The organism is uncultured Metabacillus sp., assembly GCF_947503125.1.
In the GTDB taxonomy this organism is placed as follows: Bacteria; Bacillota; Bacilli; order Bacillales; family Bacillaceae; genus Metabacillus.
This window is the reverse complement of sequence record NZ_CANNCR010000011.1, coordinates 113,905-133,261: the sequence shown is the minus strand read 5'-3', so window position 1 is coordinate 133,261 and position 19,357 is coordinate 113,905. Positions and strand designations below refer to the sequence as shown.

The window sequence follows — 19,357 nt, the reverse complement described above, 5'->3', positions numbered from 1 at the left end:
CGCAAAGGGTGGCTCTTTTCTCCGCAATGACTGGCTCAAAACTCCGCATAAGTGGCTCATTTCAACTGCAATAATCATTAACTGTCCTCTTAGCCTTCTAGCAGATGGATTAGGTGTATAACCAAGCTCTTTCATTGCATTTAGCACTAATTCTTTCTTTTTATCCGAAACATAAGGATGATTATTTATCACACGTGAAACAGTTGTTTTTGATAATCCTGATAATTTTGCAACATCTGATATTGTAGCCACTTTCGATCACTCCACTGTAAAATATAAATATGAAATCAGTTCCATATTCATTTTACTTTATTAAAGAAACGTATTGCAATGGGATTTAATTGACCAAGTCATACATAAAATTATTCTGTGAGAAAATAGCAAAAACCCAGGATAAGCAGATTTTTCATCTGCTTATCTCCCGGGTTTTTTCATTTAAATAAACAATGTTAATTTATTCACTTGTTTGTTCAGTTAGACCTTCAACTGCTGCCTGTAAGGATGTTTTTGCAGCAGCAACCTTCTCTAGTGTGACTTGAGGATTTTTTATTACAGCCTTTGCCTCTGTTAATGCTTTATGGAAGGTGTTCCAGCTTTCTTTTGTGTAGTTTTTATGATCTTTATCCTTATTTGCATCATACAATTGCTGTAATTGATCTTTGTTGACCTCAACTTTATTTCTTCCGGTAATAACATCAATACCGTCCAATACGAAAGTACCGGCCTTCACAACAACTTTAGCCTTGTGTTTGCTGTCCTTAAGGCCGCGGATGTGGTAAGAGGTTTGTCTATCACCTTTTGAATAAACTCTAACATCTTCATCAATTAATAGATCATCAATATAGACGTCTATCATTGCATCTGGAGTCGCTCCAAATAAATTGAAGCCTGAGCCTTCAAAATCGAAGATCATACTGCTGTTGCCTTCTTTAGGTGTACTGTAAATATTGACCCCGCGATAATCCATAAAAGTTTCTTTTCTTTCATTGTCTTTCAGCGATACCTTTAGGGTATGTGGTTTTTCTTCCAAGCCTCTAACGGAATACATGACACCGTCTGCTCCTACACCAAAGTCGCCCATATTAACCCCATCAAGCTCGAAGTTATATTTCGACTTTACTCCGGTTCCGGCAAGGTAATCAATACCTGAGCCTGTGAAGTTAATCAAAAGGAACGGATCATCATCAAAATTCGCCCATGCATTGGTCGTATTTGAGCCCCAAGAACTATTCTTTCTAAATGCATACACCGTATTTTCTTCATTCCCAATTAGTGATTCATCTGATAGTTTGACAAGATCATTTGCTGCTAATTTTTCGACCGCTAATATTGCTAAAGGATCATTCGTCTCTATTTCTGCTTTGCTAAAGCTAGTATATTTGTCTTTTGCTACAACTTTCAGCGTGTGTACTTTTTCTTCAAGATTCTCTGCTGACCAAACAACCTGTTCAATAGAGCTATTATTCACGTAATTTGCCTCGCCTACTAATTGGCCATCTAAATAAACATCTGCAGTTCCATTTGATGGATTTGTCTCACCATACAACCTGATTTCATTTCCCTTAAAGGTTATTTCAAAGGAAGCACCCGCTGATCCCCAGGCATTTGCACTGTTCGATGACCAATTACCGGAATAGAACACTTTGTTCAAGGTCCCTCGTACCGTTGTTGAGTCACTGAATCCTACTGTTATTCCATTCCAAACAGGAAAATCTGTTTTCGCCGTCATTTGGGTACGGTTATGGTGTGCATACCCGGCTTGTGTATAACTCCAATCACCAATATAACCAATCGGATTCCATTTGTCAGTATTGTTTAAAGCTTCTTCTTCTGTTTCATATTTCTTACCTTGAGCATTGTCATATTTATCTGATTTATAGGTATAACCTTTAATTGGATCGATACGTAAATTATCGATAAGGGTTTCATAATAACCAGATCCCAGCACAACTCTTCCTGCCATTACAGTTGAATCTTCGTCCTTATAAGCAGCTATTTCTTTGCCGTCAAGATAAAGTGTAAATACATTTTCCTTTGCTTCAAACGCTAAATTATGCCAAACTGTGTTATCAAATCCTTCAATTGTACCTTCTTCTACAACATCGCCAAGTTTATGAATTTCGTATCTACCATCTGAATAGACACGTGCATTGTATGGTGCACTCGAATCTGCCCAACCTGCTTTCACTTGACGTACTCCAATTAAGGCATAGTTACTTCTGCCTTCTTTTTCAAGGGTATGAGTATCAAGTAAGAAATCGTAGGAAACTTTATAGTTTACCCAGCGGAAATCACCAAGTACGGTGTGTGGATTAACACCAGACTCTGATCCATCTGTTCCACCCCAAACGGACCAATCTGCTCCAATAATGTCATGAGCTATTTTCTGTTGCAGCATATTTCCATGAGCTTCTTCATTTGGAATTTCTAAATCTACACGTTTTGCACTTCCACTAGCTGCCTGCTTGCTTGCATTTTCAACAACTTCAAAGGCACCAATCTGGTCAGTCGTATAACGTGGAGTGCCTCCGCGACGCTCAACATAATTTCTCCCTTGATCATCTTTTTTATATTTTTTATATTCAAAATCATCTTTATATGGTAAAGGCATGATCGTGTCTTTTGATAAATCAGCTGGATTTGATTTATATTCAAAATCTTCAACTTCAGATTCCTTGTCCAATGTAGAGATCGTCACAATGGAATAAGGTTTCACTTCAATTTCATATTCACCATCTTCTGGTGTTATGACATTGATATTTTTAAACCAGTTTGCATCATAATTATCACCATCATCTGGTCCGCGTGTTTCCCATACATAGACTTTTGCATTCTCTTTTCCACCTAGATTTGTAGCCTTAATCGTATACTTACGCGTATCATTTGTATTATTTGTAAATACGGTTGTATAGTCGTTTGTTTCAGGATCTTTTAACGTCATATAATTATGCGTACTCGTATCGACCTTAACTCCGCCATCACCTTCAGCACCGTCACTATAGGTAGCTCCCTTGACGTACATCCAGCGCTCGTTTTCTGCGGTTGTGCGATCATCATGCTCAACAAAGTTCATCACATGACGAACACCCTGTATCCCACCGTCTGCTTCATAAAAACCAGACCACGGATCAAAAGCACTAATTAGATGTTTTGGATTATATTGTGCACCTTGATAAAATGCTGCAACAGAAGGTTGGAAATCAAATGAAACAGCATTCAATGGATTTTTGGTTTCTCCAGTCCAAGAATAGATCGAAATAATCCTTGAAATGACATCGACAACCCCTACATTTCCTCCAATTCCATTATAATGCGGTTCCATATTTTCTCGGTACCGAGCATTAATCATTGGTGAAACACCTTCAGATATCCAAACCTCTTTTGGTTTCTTTCCGTCAGCAATCAACTTGTTTTGCAATTGCGTAAGCTCATTTGATCCATTTAAATCATAGTGTGCACTTATTACATCAATTTCATCAATTAAATCTGGATTATTAAGCAGTACACGACTTATGGATGCAGTATCACGATAGCCATCTGCCGCAACAAGTTTAATATGTTTATAGTCTGCTTCATAATTTGGCTCTTCTTTAATCTTCGAAGTGAAGTATTTCAGCCAATCAACTTCTATTTTATTATTTCCACTTATTGCTCTTTCATTTTGAGAAATGCCAATATAATCTAGTTTAAAGCCATACTCCTCATATACTGCATCGATTGTTTGTTTATACCATTGATAACGATTTTCGTAATCCTTATTGGCCGCCCCATTCCATGAAAAACGCGGCTCACCCCACCTTAAAATTTCGGTCGTAATATCAGGGTTGATAGATTTAGCATCAGCGGCAAATTGGAATCCTGCTCCTCTGAGCACATTTGCTGGTTCATCAACATAACGCATCGTGGCAGGCTCAGTTCCAGAAGATGAATTAACATCAGCACCTAGCTCCACCTTGACATGAGTTAATCCAGCCCCAGTAGCTTTGTTAAACAGTTTATTCATGATTTCCCAATATTTCTTCGGGTGCTCTTCTTTATAATCTAAAAGCAGCCGAGATGTATTATTAGCTGTAACCGTTCCAAACCCTTTGAATCGGTTATATTTATCTACATTGTTTCCATCGATTGTAATGGTTTTTGTGACAACTTCAGCTTTAGATTCATTTGGTTCGATAAAGACAACAGAACCAACGAGCAAGACCATAGCACATAAAAATCCGATGAATTTTCTATATCTTTTTCTTAGCATCATCTTTCCATCCCTTCGCTAAAACTTTGAATCGTTTTGCTTACATAGAGTTTCAGTTTGCATTTAGAGTTCGCCGAAATTTGCTTGATTAGCTGATAGATCTGAGAGATCGCTGATATAAATTTGAATAGCGCCGATTCTCAATTTTTCGCTGATATTCTGATGATCTCCGCCGTAAAATCTTGGGTATCGCTGATATATTCAGTTTTTCGCTGATATATTTTGAAAATCGCCGATATTTTCGATTTTCCGCCGATATATTTGGAAATTCGCCGATATTTTCGATTTTCCGCCGATATATCTGGAAAATCGCCGATACCCCCAGCTATTCGCCGATAATAACGGTGCTTCCTCCAGCTGAACTACTAATCTTACAAAAAAATAAACCCCCCCTTTATTATCAAAAAGGATGTTTATGTTAGCTGAATCAGGACCTCCTTCATCAGTTCTAACCCTCCATCTGAGTATTCGGATAATATTTTTGTTAGCGTTTTCATTATTTCATATTACCTTTCATTTTTAATAACATTTTATTGACCTCATTTAATCTTTTTTTTACATCTTTGACTGTTTAAAAATCTCCTAGGGACCAAAAAATCCCGTCTCAGTCATAACCGAGACAGGATCATAGCAATTACATAATGATTCTAAATGAAAAACTCTCATCTTAATGGATCAATCTTTTGCTTAGATTACTATTGTAATTGTTTGTGCATTTGGTAAACGGACAATCATTTTTTCTGCGGTCACACTTACATCGGGAACATCTTCCCAACTACTTTCAAAACCTTTACCGATTGTTGGCTCACCATACACAGCGCTTACCAGCCAGCTAGTGCCAGGATTAATTCTCGTTTTAATTGTTGGAATAACAGTACGGGAGTTAATGAGATTAGTGTTTGAATTAGGATAAATAAGCTCTGCATTCCCATCTCCATATAGATTTTTAATCCCGGTTGCCCCCCATGAAACTCTAGCTAAGCATTCATTTTTATTTTGAGTTGCTTCCATTTCAGCTTTCACATGTTTATTTTCTATTCCTAATGCAAATCCGCCATCAGCTGCATCCAAGAGTCTGCTTGATTGAATACAATGAATACGTATATGCCATGGAGTACCTGGTACAAGCCATGTTTTTACATCAACATCATGCCAAGGCTTCCATCTTGTATAAATAAATTGATCCTCTATAGCAAATTCCTCACAGTATCTTTTCACCCTATAGAGGTTATCACATTCACTTAAAGCCAGCATCGAATCAAACGCCCCTTGAGAGAGACCCCACTCAGCTCTGGGAACACTAAAACCAAAAATATTCGAATAAACAAATTTTTCATATTTTGCAGACGTATGTGTATGTTCATTTGTTGACATATGACCAGAGTTAAAAGCCAGTATATGTTCAGAATCCTTGTCCCTGCAAATGACCATATGTGGTTCCTTCTGAATAGAAGTATTCCCCAGTTCCGGAAGTGATTCTTCGTCAGCCTTCCAAAATGGATGCTCTTCATCTAATGCTAGCGGTAAAAACGTTTTTAATGCCCAATAAGGAGAGCCAGGAGAATTATAGTTTTCTGCCATTACTAGATTAGGATAAGTGTAACCTACTGTTAAAATGCCAGAGTCGTTAAACATTGGCTGCTTAAACCACCAGCGTAAATTTCTAAGAATGAGCCCTTTCATTACACCTAATGAAAAAGGTTCAATTTCAGCATAAACAGCAGCACTCCAAAATGATGACTGGGCAAAACGATAGGCAAGGCTTCTTCCATATGGGATAGAAGAACCATCAGATGAAAACCATGAAATAAAATCCTTAGCAAACACTTCAGCTCTTGTTTTATACTGCTGGGAACGAATTGGATCTTCTGTTTCCATTACTTTGGCGTAAATAAGACTATAATAATGGATTGCAAAAGGAACATAGTAATCACAATGTCCATTGATACCGTCTGAATACCAGCCGTTAGATAGATAAAATTCGTCGATACGATTTAAATTTTCCTCCATTATCTCCTGACAATAAGGTTCGCCTACATGTTTGAGACCTAGATTAACAAGAACAGGGAAGAAAAGCCAATTACAGTCCCAAACCTTGTAGCGATTAATTTGTCTTAACCAATGACTAAAATTACTTTTTTCTTCATCACTAAGAGGTTCCCATACCTTTTCAGGAATAAGTAAAAGCGCTAATCCAAACACAGCCATTTCTACTATTCTCTGGTCATAATCTTTTATATCTCCCCAATATTCATCATGATTAGGGTTCGTTCCATTTTTTATCCCTTGAAGCTGCATGTCCCATATTTCATATTCTTCATCAGTACCTGCAAAAAATGGAACTAGTCCCCATAACACCCTGGAAAAGCCCTCAAATTCAGCAATCGAATCAGCGTATGCAGCACTTGTGTTTCCCAGCTTTAGGCGAGCAAACCCCTTACTGTAATAAGGTTTTAATGGATTGCAGATTTGTTTTAGAAGTTCACTTAGATCTTCTCTTGTTTTAATCGGATTCATTGTAATAGGTCTATGACTGGCAAGCATCTGAATCGTTTCACTCCTTTTTCGTCACTACATCATTTGTCTATTCTATCTTTCACTTACATTACCAAAATAACTCTTCATGACCTTTTAAAATAGAAAGTCCTTCTACAAAATAGTAGTCACCATAAATTAATGGTACATCAATGTTTTTGCCTTCTGGATAATGACTAGTACCACTAAGAATCAAGCCATCCTGATTAGGGTTCTCAAGATCACCATAATTTTCGTATAGGGATTTCAGAATCTTAACACCTGCATTTTCGTAAATTTCAGCTTCTGTTGGGGCTACTTGGTTAGCAAGAAGCAGTAATCCACATGCCGCGATTGCTCCTGCAGAGGAATCGCGGTATTTAGTTACTCCTTCTGGAAGCCTGAAGTCCCAATGAGGTACATAATCCTCTGGTAAATTCGCAATAAAGAAATGTGATACACTCTTTGCCGCTTGTAGATATTTATCCTCTTTTGTATGTTTATATAGAAGCGATAATCCATAGACTGCCCATGATGCACCTCTCGACCAAGCAGATTCAGGAGCAAAGCCTTGCCCGCCAATAGCTTCAATCCTTTCACCACTCTCTGGGTCAAACCTGATAATATGATGAACAGAACCATCTTTGCGGATAAAGTTTGACAGCACTGTCTCTCCATGCTTCTTGGCCACATGACCATATCTTGGATCACCTGTAACCTCTGATGCCCAAAATAATAGCGGTAAATTCATTAAACAATCAATGATTGCCCATCCCGAATTATCTTCACCTTCATGCCAAGGATTCCATGCCCGGATATAGTTTCCTTGAGCATTGAACCTTCCCATAAGTAAATTGGCTACTAAAAGAGCACGCCTTTTTGAATCTTCTTCGCCTAGAAGCTTATATCTTGCAACACTTGTTAATGTCCACATAAAACCCATATCATGGTCAAGCCTATAATAATCCGTAATGACTTTATCCAATTTTTCTTCACATTGTTCTGCTATTTTTTTTAGGGACTCGTCTTTCGAATCACGATAGACTAACCAAAGTAACCCTGGCCAAAATCCAGCTGTCCACCAGAAAGGCTCTTCTAATTGATAAGTGCCATTTACACTTGCATGTGGAAAATTTGCCCCGATTTTTTTGCTCGTTCGATCAATCTTCGAGTTAACCTTAGACCATGCTTCATCTACCCATTCTAAATTGTTCATCATCATCTCACCTTTTTCTTAGATTAGCAGTATAAAATAAAGCCCTTACATAATAAATCAAGAAAAAATACATCTTCATACGTTCTATTAAACTTACTAAACTCCTTCTCTATTAATGAAAATTTCAAGTTACACTCTTTCTCCTCTAAATTCAATTGGAGTCACACCTACATAATTTTTAAATACTTTGATGAAATAGCTTTGGTTGTCATAGCCTAATCTCTCACATATTTTTCCTACTGGATCAATTGTTTGCTCAAGTAATTCTTTTGCTCGATTCATCTTGGCTTTGGTCACGTACTCTACAAACGTTTCTCCGACTTCTTTTTTAAACAATCGACTAAAGTAACTTGGATTTAAATAAAGATAGCTAGCAACTTCATCTAGCGTTATTTTCTTTTCCAAATTAAGTGCAACATATTTACAAGCTTCAACGACATCTTTTCGTCGTGATTTTGATGTAATTTCACCTACTGCAGAAAGCAGCGAATCAAAATAGTTGATTAACCATATTTTTAACTCATTTAATGAATCAATTCCGAGGATCTCTTCGTGGAGAACATCATCAGAATAGTTTGTCCCAAAAAACTGAAGCGTTTTTAATTTCACCTTTAGATCTAATAAAAGCTTTAACACCCAATCCTTTACAGCCTCAGCAGGATATTCTTTCTCCTGAAAGATTCCTGTCCACTTTGTCACAGTAGGGACAACTTTCTGTTTATCCTTTTCTATCATCAGCTGTCTTATTTCAACATATGCCTCGTCATACCATGAGAATAAGCCTTCAGATAATTTCATTTCAGATTGTTTTTTGGCAATTTCGCCATTTTTCATATAAAAACGTTGATTTGTACTTTTTAATAAACGTTCTAGTTCTGATCTAAAGGCTTCCTGGCTATCAAAGACATCACCAATGATAAATGACAGTGAAATATTCAAAGAATGTAAAACAGCTTTTTGAATTTTACTTATACACTCAGTAGCTATGCCGAAGCTGTCGGATTTTAAGCTTGAACGATATGAAAAAAGAATAAATGAATCTTTCTCTCCGAAAGTAATATGCACTGAACCATTGTTATACTCTCTTAGCACTTCCCCAATCACATTTTGTAAGGAAAAGACTAATGTTTCGTTAGAAATATAGGCTTCCTTTGCTAAACGGAAATTTTGAACAAAGCATAACACAGGAATAAATGATAGATTCTTTAAATATATGCCTAAAGAATAGGCTTCTTTATACCATTCTTTCTCATTATAAATTGGTTGGTAGATTGTCTTTCTCAGAAAATCCCGTTTCATCGATTCTCGATTTCTCTCAACGATCGTTTCTAATTTAAATTCCTTTTGTTTTTTTGCACTTTCTTTGTCTAGATTTTCCTTTAATTTTATTAATAATATCGCTAAATCATCAGGATTTAGAGTATCTTTTAGGATATAATCCTGTACGTTTAACTTTAAAGCCTGCTGTGCAAACTCAAATTCATTATGGCAAGTTAGAACACATACCTGTATATTCGGATTTTGTGCTTTTATATGTTTCGTTAATTCAATTCCGTTCATTTTGGGCATACCAATATCGGTTATTAATATGTCTGGCATTTCTTTTGAGGCATACTCTAGCGCGCTAGCACCATTTTCATGTATACTTTGAAGTTTTAACCCCAGTTGTTCCCATTTAATCGTTTCAGACAACAACTCTAGTACAGGATAATCATCGTCAACTAGCATCACTTTATACATAAGATCTGTTACCTCCTCTAGAAACAAACATAATAACCTTTGTCCCTTTTCCTTCAATACTAGAAACTTGCATGTTAAATGCATCACCAAAGGTCATCTTCATTCGTTCATACACGTTGGATATGCCAATGCTTGAGAAACCTTTTTTATTTAGGGTATTAATTGTTTCTGTTTTAATACTTAAGTTTTTTCTTACATGATTTAATCTCTCTTCATTCATTCCCTGCCCACTATCTTCAATCATGATAACAAAATCATTATGATTGACAAACGCTTCTAACGAAATCGTTCCTGCACTTTGATTTAACCCATGTATAATTGAATTCTCAATAATTGGCTGTAAAATAAATCGTGGGATCTCTTCCAAATAAGCAGCTGGTGATACATTTATTTCCAATGTTACCTTTTCTTTTTGACGCATATTCATGATCTTGACAAAATCTATTACAATCTCAACTTCTTCTTTAAAAGAAATCATTCCTTTATCCTTATCGATCGTCATTCGTAATAGTTTAGATAAAGAACTAATCATTTCTGCACTCTCATAGTCACCTTTTCTCATCACTTTCATTCGAATCGAATTTAAAACATTGAAAAGAAAATGAGGGTTAATTTGCGCCTGTAACATAGCAAATTCTGTTTTTCGTTTTCTTACCTGGGTTTCTGTTATTTCTTTAATCATGTCATTAATTCGATCAAGCATTTGATCAAAAGAGTTTGAAAGCCTTCCAATTTCATCTTTACTTTTTAAATTTGAACGTACATTTAAATTACCGCCTTGCACAGTTGTCGCAACATTTCCTAAATGGACAAGCGGCTTTGTAATCGTTTGAAGTAAATATGTTAAGAGAAAAAAGAAGATGACAAATGAGATCAATTGCGCGAAAAATATTTTATTAAAAATTGAGTTTATTTTAAGAATTGCCTGTTTATATGGATTAATTGAAATAAGCTTCCACTTTGTATAAGGAATTTGATGTTCAGCATAAAGGTAATTTTCATTTGAAATTTCAATGATATTTGAAAAGTTTTTCTTGTTCACTTGTTCTGAATACGGGAACATTTGACCAATCATTTCGTTATCTTGATGGGAGAGAATTTTATTTGATGAATCGAGTATCATCATTTCTTCACTACCAGGCATATTTTCAAAGGCTTGTTTGATTTTACTTTCCATAATTGAAACGATTACATAACCGTATATACTAAAATTAGAATCTCTTAGCGTTCTTGCAACTGAGATTTGGTAAGGGCTGCTGCTTTGTTCAAATTTAAAAACAGTTGGCTGACTCCCAATCCAAATCGCTTCATACCCATAAACATGATCTAATTGTTTAAACCAAGGCTCCTTTATCAACTTCTTTGGATCATAGTCACTTACAGGGTAATTTGAATAAGATTTACCATTTTTAAGAAGGATCGTAACATATGATTTTTCACCAACTAATGTGATATTTTCAATTGTTTTGGTTACCTTACGATCATCCAGATATTTCTGATATTGCTCACCTGGAACGGTACTTTCAGCTTTTTCAGTACCCATTTTTGCATTCTTTTTTAATATTGTATTTATTTCTGAATCAAGTTGAACAAAATTTGCCACATATAGCATATCTTCGAACAACTTTGTCACATATTCATTTGCTAATCTTAATTCTCGATTTGCATTTGAAATGGCTTGCTCCTTCATCGCATCTTTTGTTAAATAACTATTTATAAATAATGTAATTACTGCTGGAAGCACTAAACATATAACAGAAATCAAAATAACCTTAAAACGAAAAGAACGGGGCGCCAGCCTTTGCTGTATCCGATTCCACATAACCAACCTCCTCATCTAGAAAAATCTGAAATTTCGCCAAGGCATTTGAGCGAGGTTTCAGTTTTTCTTATACTATCAGAAAATAAAAATTAGAGATAGTATAAAGAAAAAGATGTGGGCGGAAACGGTTTACGCCCCAACATTATTATTTTTCAAATCTTATTGATTATTATCAATAATTTCTTGTACACGTCCTTGAGCTGCTTTGATCGTTTCATCAATATCCTGCTCACCAAAAATTAACTTTTCGTACTCTTCACCAACTACTTTATTAATTTCAGATTGATAGGACACAGGTGGAATAATCTTTGAAGATTTTGCATTTTTCAATACATTCACTAATGATTCTTGATCTACCTTTTCCGGATTTGCAGTCCCTGCTAAAATTCCGTCAATAATTGACCCAAAATCTTCGTCACTTACACCATTCCAAGATGGGATGTTTTTACCTTGAACAATTTGTCCCTCTGTTGTGTACCAACGAATAAATGTATATGCTTCTTTCTTATGCTCAGAATTTGCTGCAACCGACATAAAGTCAGTTGTTACAGGAGTGTATCCACCTTCAGCACCAGCTTCATTCTTTGGATATGGCGCAACAGCTACATTAAAGTTAAGCGGGAACTGATCTGTTCCACCTAATTCTGTATTCATCCAGCTTCCAATTAAAATGGTACTAGCGTCTTGCCCAAAGAATTGGTTACGATAATGAAGCTTCTGCGACATAATATCTGTATATGGAGTTGAGGATTTATCTTCTTTTTCCATTTTCACACGCATTTCTAATGTTTTACGGAACAGTGGACTATCAATGTTAGACGTCCCATCTGCTTTAATAAAGTCTACGTTATCCTCTTCACTAGCAAGTGCCAGTTTTAAGTATTCCATCCAACTATCACCTTGCGGGCCGTGGAAATAGGTTCCATAATGTTTATCGGTTGTTAGCTTTTTCGCGTATTCCATAAACTCGTCCCAAGTCCAGTCTGTTGGAACTTCAAGCCCTGCTTCATCTAAATGATTTTTATTTAGTAATACATACCAAGGATTAAATTTCCCTGGAAGAGCGTAATAACCATCATTTAATTTTGTATCAACTTTATATTCTTCAGAAACTGTAAAGCCCTCTTCTTTAATAAATTCATCAATCGGTGCTACCATCCCTAATTCTACTCGTTGTGCATAGCTTGCTGGATCACTAAACATTAATACATCTAGTTGCTCTCCAGATGCAGCTGCTAAATCTAGTTTTTGAGTGGCTTCTTGAGTATCTCCTTTTTCACTTAGGATAACTAAATCTACATCAATTTTTGGATACTCTTCTTCAAAGGCTGCAATTGTTTTTTTCCAATTATAACTGGCTTCATTGCCATGTGTATGGAATTTAATCGTAACAGCCTCTTCATTCTTGTTGCTTTCTGCCCCTGATGTGCTTTCTCCGCTTCCACCTGAGCATCCAGCCAAACCGCCCAAGAGGATGGTTGATGCAAAAATAGTGGATAAGATCTTTTTCTTCATTTTATTTCCCCCTTTATTAGCAAATCAACTTAGAAAGCCCTTACAAACCGAATTATAGCAAAGGGCTTTCACTATGAAATGTAAATAATTTTACCTATATTAATAAATATTTGACATTAATCTATTAAAATTTACCCTTTTACTCCGCCAAGCGCAATACCATCAATAACTTGCTTTTGACCTATAATAAAAATAATTAATAGTGGAAGGATTGCAGACACTGCGGCTGCCATGATAAGTGAATAAAATTCTCCATTTATTGTCGTAAACTTCTGCATCGCTAACTGAATGGTGTAAAGTGCATCCGTACGTAAGAAAATAAGCGGATTTTGGTAATCATTCCATGTCCAGATAAATCTTAAAATGGCATAGGTTGCAACTGCTGGACGAACAATCGGCAATGCAATCGACCAAAAGATTCTCCAGTGGCCGGCACCATCAATTTTTGCCGCATCAATATACTCATTATGAATCCCCATAAAAAACTGACGTAGCATAAATGTACCAAGAACACTAAAGCTTCCTAATAGAATCAATCCTAAATGACTATCAAACAAACCGATATTACGATATAAAATAAACTGAGGTACTAAGCTTGCTTGAGGTGGAACCATATAAGTTGCTAAAACAATGATGAACAGCCATTTACCTGCTGGAAAATTCACCTTGGAAAACCCGTATGCTGCTAATGCAGAGACGATACAAGAAATGATAGTTGTTGTTACCGCTACTTTTATTGAGTTCCAATAGTAGATATAGAACGGATAATCTCCAAACCATACTTCATTATAATTATTAAAGCCGTTCCATCTTTTAGGGATCCACTGAATCGGAAATGTAAAAACATCTGCTTCGATTTTAAAGGATGTAGACAACATCCAAGCAAATGGTAATAAAAATAAGATACTGACTAAAAAAACAATAATGGTTGTAATCATCTTTTGTAGATTTATTTGCTTTGTCACAACGTTTCCTCCCCTCAATAATTAACCCATTTCTTTTGACCGATCCATTGAAATATGGTAATTAAGAATACGATAAAGAATAAAATGACCGCCATCGCTGAAGAATATCCGATATCCAGGTTAACAAATGCTGTGTCGTATAAGTGCCAAACAAGCATACTTGTTGAATGCATTGGACCGCCTTTTGTTAAAACGGCGATTAGATCAAAGACTTTAAATGTAGAAATAATTCCAGTTATTAGTAAGAAAAATGATGTTGGAGATACCATCGGAAATGTAATTTGACGAAATTTTATCCATGAGTTTGCTCCGTCCATTTCTGCAGCTTCGTATAGTTCTTTTGGAATCGATTGAAGACCTGCAATGTAGATAATTAAATTAAAGCCTACTGAAATCCAAATTTGAATTAACATAACTGAAATTAAGGCAAAATTCGGGTCTGCTATCCATTTCGGAGGATCATCAATCCCCAAAGACATCAATGTTTGATTAATTGGTCCAGCAGAAGGGTGAAATAATACTTGCCAAACAACTGCAATTGCGACAACACTAGAAATATAAGGCATGAAAAATGCTACTTTAAAGAAACTCTTCATGTAAACGCTTTTATCAATAACAACGGCTAACACTAAGGAAATGATCATACAAATTGGTACAGTGAATAAAAAAATCGCATTATTTAGAAGTGACTTTTTAAATACTTTATCTCCCATTAAGTCTTTAAAGTTTTCAAAACCCACCCATTTTAATTGGTCAATACTCTGTATAAATTTCCAATCAGCAAAACTTAAAATAAAGGTTGCAAAGATTGGGAGTAAAACTAATACTGAAACACCAATAAGCATCGGTGATACAAATAGAAAACCTGCCAGATTTTCAGTTCTTTCAACTGATGGCTTTCTCTTCCTTTCTTTTAGTACCTTTAAGGCAGTAGCTGTCTCCACCTTTGAACTCATAGGTCATCACCTCATCTTGTAATATGGATTTATTATAAAAAATAAAAGACCTGAACACTTAACAGTATTTTGATGAGATTTGCAATAATTTTTACTTCTTGAGAAAAAATTGTATGTTTCACTTATGAATGATCAGTTAAAAAGTATCCACTATTATAGTAAATTTTTTACTTTTATGAGGATTAATGTGCATTTATACATAACGTTATTAATCTTGAAGTCGCTGATAAATTGGAATTCCGCTGATATTTCTTGAATATCGCCGATTAAATTGGAATTTCGTTGATATATCAAATGCAACAAGATTTACTGGTATCAGCTTAAAATAAAAAAAACACTCATTACTCCCGTTGAAGCAAACAAGAGTTCAGAGTGTATTTTACATTTAAGTTAAACACTTGGTTTAATAGTGGTAAAAATAGAATAAGAAACATACATTAAAACAAAACTTAGACCACTTCCAAAAGAGAGAATGGCAACACCTGGGAACAATAAGCCTACGAGAATACATGTCCCTATTGCAATGCCCATAAGGATCGTGCGGAAGGGAAAAGATGTTCCTAATAGTAGTGCAGATTTATAATAATGGAGAATCGTTCCCTCAAAGTGAACATACACAGGAAAAATAAAAATGAGAACAACTGTAAGCAAGAGAGCTATTAGTATAAAGCATGCTAAAAGAAAATAATGAAGAAATCCGCTCATCGAATTGATTAATACCCAATCAATATACATAAAAAAGAAAATGATTACTAATGAAAACCATAATTTATTAGCCTTTTTTAACTCCCTTTTATAAATTGACCAAAAGGAAGAAAATATAGAAATATCTTTCTCACCCATAATCCACTTTCTTACAATGGAAAACAAAGCAACAGTTGATGGAGCTAAACCGAAAATAATAAACCCAACAAATGTAAAAAATACCCATAGCAAATTTATATAAGCAAGTCTAGTCACCCATTCACAGATTCGAAATAAGCCTCCCGTCCAACCATTTGACTCCATTTTATCTCCTCCATTTAAAGAGAATGTTATAATGACTATTTTAGATTGAGTTGTTCCCTCTGGGTATGTATTTTTTTTACCTCTTTGACAATATTTTTACTATGTTAAAAGTAGCTGAATGTAGTTAAATCCAAAAAAGGCGAGAAGCCCATAAAATGATTGGAGCCTTCTCGCCACTTTTTATTTGTTGATCGAATGCTTAAGAGATCTGTTTTGATCTTCCTAACAAATACTCAACATCTGCCTTTAGAACGATATATACCTTTTCAGAATTAGATCATTTTCTTTGTGATGGTCGAGCAACTCATTTAAATTTTCCAAATGATTGATGGCTTTTTTTATTTCATCCTTAGATAAAATTTTTTACTTGTTCAGTTGTTTTCAACTTTATAAAACTTGAAATACAATTTCTACTTGAACAGAATCGCTTAGATTCTTCACAGCAAAATCCAACATTAACAAATCTTCTTTTTCACCGAAATGGTTGACAAATTCTGCCTCTCTTATAATTAAATCTAATTGTTCACGGTTATATTTTATTTTTATTTTTTGATTCCCATTCAAAATGACGCCTTCATGATCTTCCGTCATTTGAAGGAAAGGAGTAATAAATCGTTCAACAATTGAATCTGGCTGCTCAGAGAATTGGTATGTGTCTCGCAAAATCAGTTCAGGTTTAGCATCCTTATTCCATGAAAATTTCCTCTGTAACTTTTGTAATGATTTAACATCATATGTGTTTGCCATATCGATTTCGAAAGTATCTATATCATCCGCTATTGAGACATTCTTTACAGTCGCAAAATGATCTGCTCCCGCTGCTTGAAATTGATTATTTATGATTGGGACAGAATGCCCTTGTGAGCCATTACATAAGAGTGTATAACGCTCTTCACTAAAATAAGCTGCGCTATACAATCCACTGCCTAAGTCTCTTAAAAATGTTTCACCATAAGCTTGCAAAATAAAGTGGCCAATATCATTATGATTATGAGGTTCATCATTATGACCACCTTTACAGGCAAAAACAGAATGATCATTTCTTGATATAAACCATTGTGAGTCTCTAAGATAGTACGTATTATTTTGCCATGGCACGCCTTCTTCATGTTCATCAAACCATAGTAAATTTCTCAATGCTGGCGCCCATCGGCTGCAATGATCTTCAGTATATGAAGCTCGAAGGTCTATTTCAGGAGCTTCAACGTCTGGAAAGATCTTTTTTAAATAATGGCTAAGACCTAAAAAGATCGTTGCCTTTTGAACAGAATCTGAAAAATTAACAACTTGGTTTTTATATAGGAAGCACTTCTGCTGAAAAAGGGCAATTTGGTGGACTTTTTCTGAATCAAACAAATCTATTTTTCCATTTGTTTTTTTCTTAAGTAAATCCGCAAAATACACATAATATCCAAAGCCATATTGCCAATAACCATACCCTTCCATACAAGCACCATCATCATTAAATCCTTTTAAATAATAGTTCATGCTACTTAAGACACGTTCTAATATAGCTGAAAGCATTTCTTCATCTTCGATTATATGTAAAGCAGCTGAACCAATTGAACCTGCACATACGGAAGACCAGTTATGTGTCGATGTTTCCCATTCGAATGGAGGTTGATGGCAAAATGGTAAGAAAACCCTTCGATACACTTCCTCTACCATTCGTTTCTGAAGTAAAGGGTCAAGAAGATTCTTTGTTAACTTTAAAATTTCACTAAGGGTAAACGCTGTTTCAGCAGCAAATAAATCAATTGAATAGGTAGGTTGTTGTAAAGTCTGAGAAATTGATCCCTTACTATTTGTAGCCATCTCAGGACTATTTTTTAAATGAGCAGGTAAACACCAAGTATACTCATTACATATTGACCAAATCATATTTTGTAGCTCTTCCAAGTACTCTGAGTGCTTCGGCTGCAACAAAGTCATAATGACAAAGGTGTTAAGCCGTCTTCTTTTTGCAAAATATGCCTTTTCATATTCAAGACGTGCCCCTGTATCTCTAAATATAGTAAAGGTGGAAAACGTTAATTCTTGAGAAGGTTCACTTAGCAGCCTATTCGCCTCGACCCTAATTTCTTCAAGCAAAGGCTGATAAGCAGTCTTTTTCTTTATCGTTTCGAACCAAATATCTTGTTCTTCTTGGCTTGAAAACAGAAGCGAACTCTTCTTATTGTCTATTACATTTCTTATTTGTTCAGAATTCATATACAAAATGGACACCTCATTCTTATATTTGTTCTTCAGTAACCTCTAAATGTCCTACTAATTTCATAAGTTGTTTTGGCTAACACTAGCCTATTAAAAAAGCCGAAAGAATAAAGTAGTTTATGAGATTGAAACCTACTCCTTACATTCCTTCGACGACTCTCGTATGATCTTAAAACTCGTGAAACTTTGTTGGAGAAACATTAACTTATTTTGCTATATTATAAGGAAATGTTTTTTTCACTTTTTCGACATCCGCCATGAAACCGGTTGCAGTTTCACTATATAATTTATAAAAGTTCTTGTCAATTCATTGTCATACTAACGAGTGACATTCTAATAAACTAAATTTTATGTTAAATAGCTAGCTCCACTACAGGCACTTGCCTTTTATACCAGTGTCCATGATCACTAAAGCGCCCTTCAATAAACATAATGGCACATTCAAAAATAGGCATTAGCAAAAAAAAACACTCTGATTCTCTAGAATCACAGTGTCATAATGTAATTTATAAATAGCTATGTCACCTTTTGACAGCCTTTCTCATACTATCCTATCTTAATGGTTTCAACGCACCGCTCCATGCTACTACTTCATCAAGCATGACATTGACATTAGTAAGATGTAATTCTTGAGGTTTAAATACAGAGCCATTTTCAAAGTCTGTAAATAAGGATAAGGTCGGATGTGTACGAACATCAGCAATTTTTAATTCACCGCAGATACCGCGTAGATGCTCAGCAGCACGTGCTCCGCCGGTTGAACCATAACTGACAATTCCTGCTGCTTTGTTGTTCCATGCCTCTCGGGCAAAATCTAAGGCATTTTTTAAAGCTCCTGTTATGCTGTGATTGTACTCTTGAACGATGAATACGAAGCCATCTAAGCTGGAAAGTTTTTCGTTCCACGCTGCAATTCCTGGTTCTGTTCCATCAGTTGTTCCTAAAAACGGTAAGTTAAAATCTGCAATATCAACAATTTCATAGTTTGCATCCCCACGTTTGTCGGCAATGCTCTTTACCCACTCACCTACTTGCGGACTTACGCGACCTTGACGTGTGCTTCCTAAAATAATTCCAATCGTTAATTTTTCATTTGCCATTGTTTCTTCCTCCTTTGTTGAATGTCCAAATAGTTTATTTAAAAAACCCATGCTTTCA

Annotated in this window: 12 protein-coding genes; all 12 read right to left on the bottom strand. The window is 35.5% G+C overall.

The features are described from left to right. Positions 1 to 252: LacI family DNA-binding transcriptional regulator (locus Q1B07_RS10525; protein WP_299092403.1), on the bottom strand; the 252-nt coding region annotated here is incomplete at its 3' end. 202 nt (positions 253 to 454) lie between these two features. Next, a complete protein-coding gene (locus tag Q1B07_RS10520; protein ID WP_299832709.1) occupies positions 455 to 4,252 on the bottom strand; it encodes an S-layer protein in 3,798 nt (1,265 codons plus the stop codon). A gap of 684 nt (positions 4,253 to 4,936) precedes the next feature. Next, positions 4,937 to 6,793: a DUF2264 domain-containing protein gene (locus Q1B07_RS10515; RefSeq protein WP_299092406.1), complete on the bottom strand. Its 1,857-nt coding sequence runs from the start codon at positions 6,791 to 6,793 to the stop codon at positions 4,937 to 4,939. A gap of 61 nt (positions 6,794 to 6,854) precedes the next feature. After that, positions 6,855 to 7,982, bottom strand: coding sequence for a glycoside hydrolase family 88 protein (locus Q1B07_RS10510; RefSeq protein WP_299092407.1), 1,128 nt, complete (start codon positions 7,980 to 7,982; stop codon positions 6,855 to 6,857). A gap of 126 nt (positions 7,983 to 8,108) precedes the next feature. Then, entirely contained in the window at positions 8,109 to 9,719 is a 1,611-nt protein-coding gene (locus Q1B07_RS10505) for a response regulator (protein WP_299092408.1), read from the bottom strand. Continuing rightward, positions 9,712 to 11,541: a sensor histidine kinase gene (locus Q1B07_RS10500; protein ID WP_299092409.1), complete on the bottom strand. Its 1,830-nt coding sequence runs from the start codon at positions 11,539 to 11,541 to the stop codon at positions 9,712 to 9,714. Before Q1B07_RS10500 ends, Q1B07_RS10505 begins: the two co-directional genes overlap by 8 nt. Before the next feature lie 159 nt (positions 11,542 to 11,700). Next, positions 11,701 to 13,056: a sugar ABC transporter substrate-binding protein gene (locus tag Q1B07_RS10495; protein WP_299092410.1), complete on the bottom strand. Its 1,356-nt coding sequence runs from the start codon at positions 13,054 to 13,056 to the stop codon at positions 11,701 to 11,703. 131 nt (positions 13,057 to 13,187) lie between these two features. Further along, on the bottom strand, positions 13,188 to 13,994 hold the full coding sequence (locus Q1B07_RS10490; protein ID WP_299092447.1) for a carbohydrate ABC transporter permease: 807 nt from the start codon (positions 13,992 to 13,994) through the stop codon (positions 13,188 to 13,190). Between the two features lie 41 nt (positions 13,995 to 14,035). Further along, entirely contained in the window at positions 14,036 to 14,977 is a 942-nt protein-coding gene (locus Q1B07_RS10485; protein ID WP_299092411.1) for a carbohydrate ABC transporter permease, read from the bottom strand. A gap of 390 nt (positions 14,978 to 15,367) precedes the next feature. Beyond that, on the bottom strand, positions 15,368 to 15,985 hold the full coding sequence (locus Q1B07_RS10480; RefSeq protein ID WP_299092412.1) for a DUF624 domain-containing protein: 618 nt from the start codon (positions 15,983 to 15,985) through the stop codon (positions 15,368 to 15,370). Positions 15,986 to 16,372: 387 nt separating this feature from the next. Further along, on the bottom strand, positions 16,373 to 18,196 hold the full coding sequence (locus Q1B07_RS10475) for a heparinase II/III family protein (RefSeq protein ID WP_299092414.1): 1,824 nt from the start codon (positions 18,194 to 18,196) through the stop codon (positions 16,373 to 16,375). A gap of 554 nt (positions 18,197 to 18,750) precedes the next feature. Then, positions 18,751 to 19,350, bottom strand: a complete 600-nt coding sequence (locus Q1B07_RS10470; RefSeq protein WP_299092415.1) for an NADPH-dependent FMN reductase — start codon at positions 19,348 to 19,350, stop codon at positions 18,751 to 18,753. Between the last annotated feature and the right edge of the window lie 7 nt (positions 19,351 to 19,357).

Excerpts from the sequence above, each read along its gene's own strand:
- Q1B07_RS10520 (WP_299832709.1), bottom strand. The coding sequence starts at position 4,252 with ATGATGCTAAGAAAAAGATATAGAAAATTCATCGGATTTTTATGTGCT.
- Q1B07_RS10515 (WP_299092406.1), bottom strand. The coding sequence starts at position 6,793 with ATGCTTGCCAGTCATAGACCTATTACAATGAATCCGATTAAAACAAGA.
- Q1B07_RS10510 (WP_299092407.1), bottom strand. The coding sequence starts at position 7,982 with ATGATGAACAATTTAGAATGGGTAGATGAAGCATGGTCTAAGGTTAAC.
- Q1B07_RS10505 (WP_299092408.1), bottom strand. The coding sequence starts at position 9,719 with ATGTATAAAGTGATGCTAGTTGACGATGATTATCCTGTACTAGAGTTG.
- Q1B07_RS10500 (WP_299092409.1), bottom strand. The coding sequence starts at position 11,541 with ATGTGGAATCGGATACAGCAAAGGCTGGCGCCCCGTTCTTTTCGTTTT.
- Q1B07_RS10495 (WP_299092410.1), bottom strand. The coding sequence starts at position 13,056 with ATGAAGAAAAAGATCTTATCCACTATTTTTGCATCAACCATCCTCTTG.
- Q1B07_RS10490 (WP_299092447.1), bottom strand. The coding sequence starts at position 13,994 with ATGATTACAACCATTATTGTTTTTTTAGTCAGTATCTTATTTTTATTA.
- Q1B07_RS10485 (WP_299092411.1), bottom strand. The coding sequence starts at position 14,977 with ATGAGTTCAAAGGTGGAGACAGCTACTGCCTTAAAGGTACTAAAAGAA.
- Q1B07_RS10480 (WP_299092412.1), bottom strand. The coding sequence starts at position 15,985 with ATGGAGTCAAATGGTTGGACGGGAGGCTTATTTCGAATCTGTGAATGG.
- Q1B07_RS10475 (WP_299092414.1), bottom strand. The coding sequence starts at position 18,196 with ATGAATTCTGAACAAATAAGAAATGTAATAGACAATAAGAAGAGTTCG.
- Q1B07_RS10470 (WP_299092415.1), bottom strand. The coding sequence starts at position 19,350 with ATGGGTTTTTTAAATAAACTATTTGGACATTCAACAAAGGAGGAAGAA.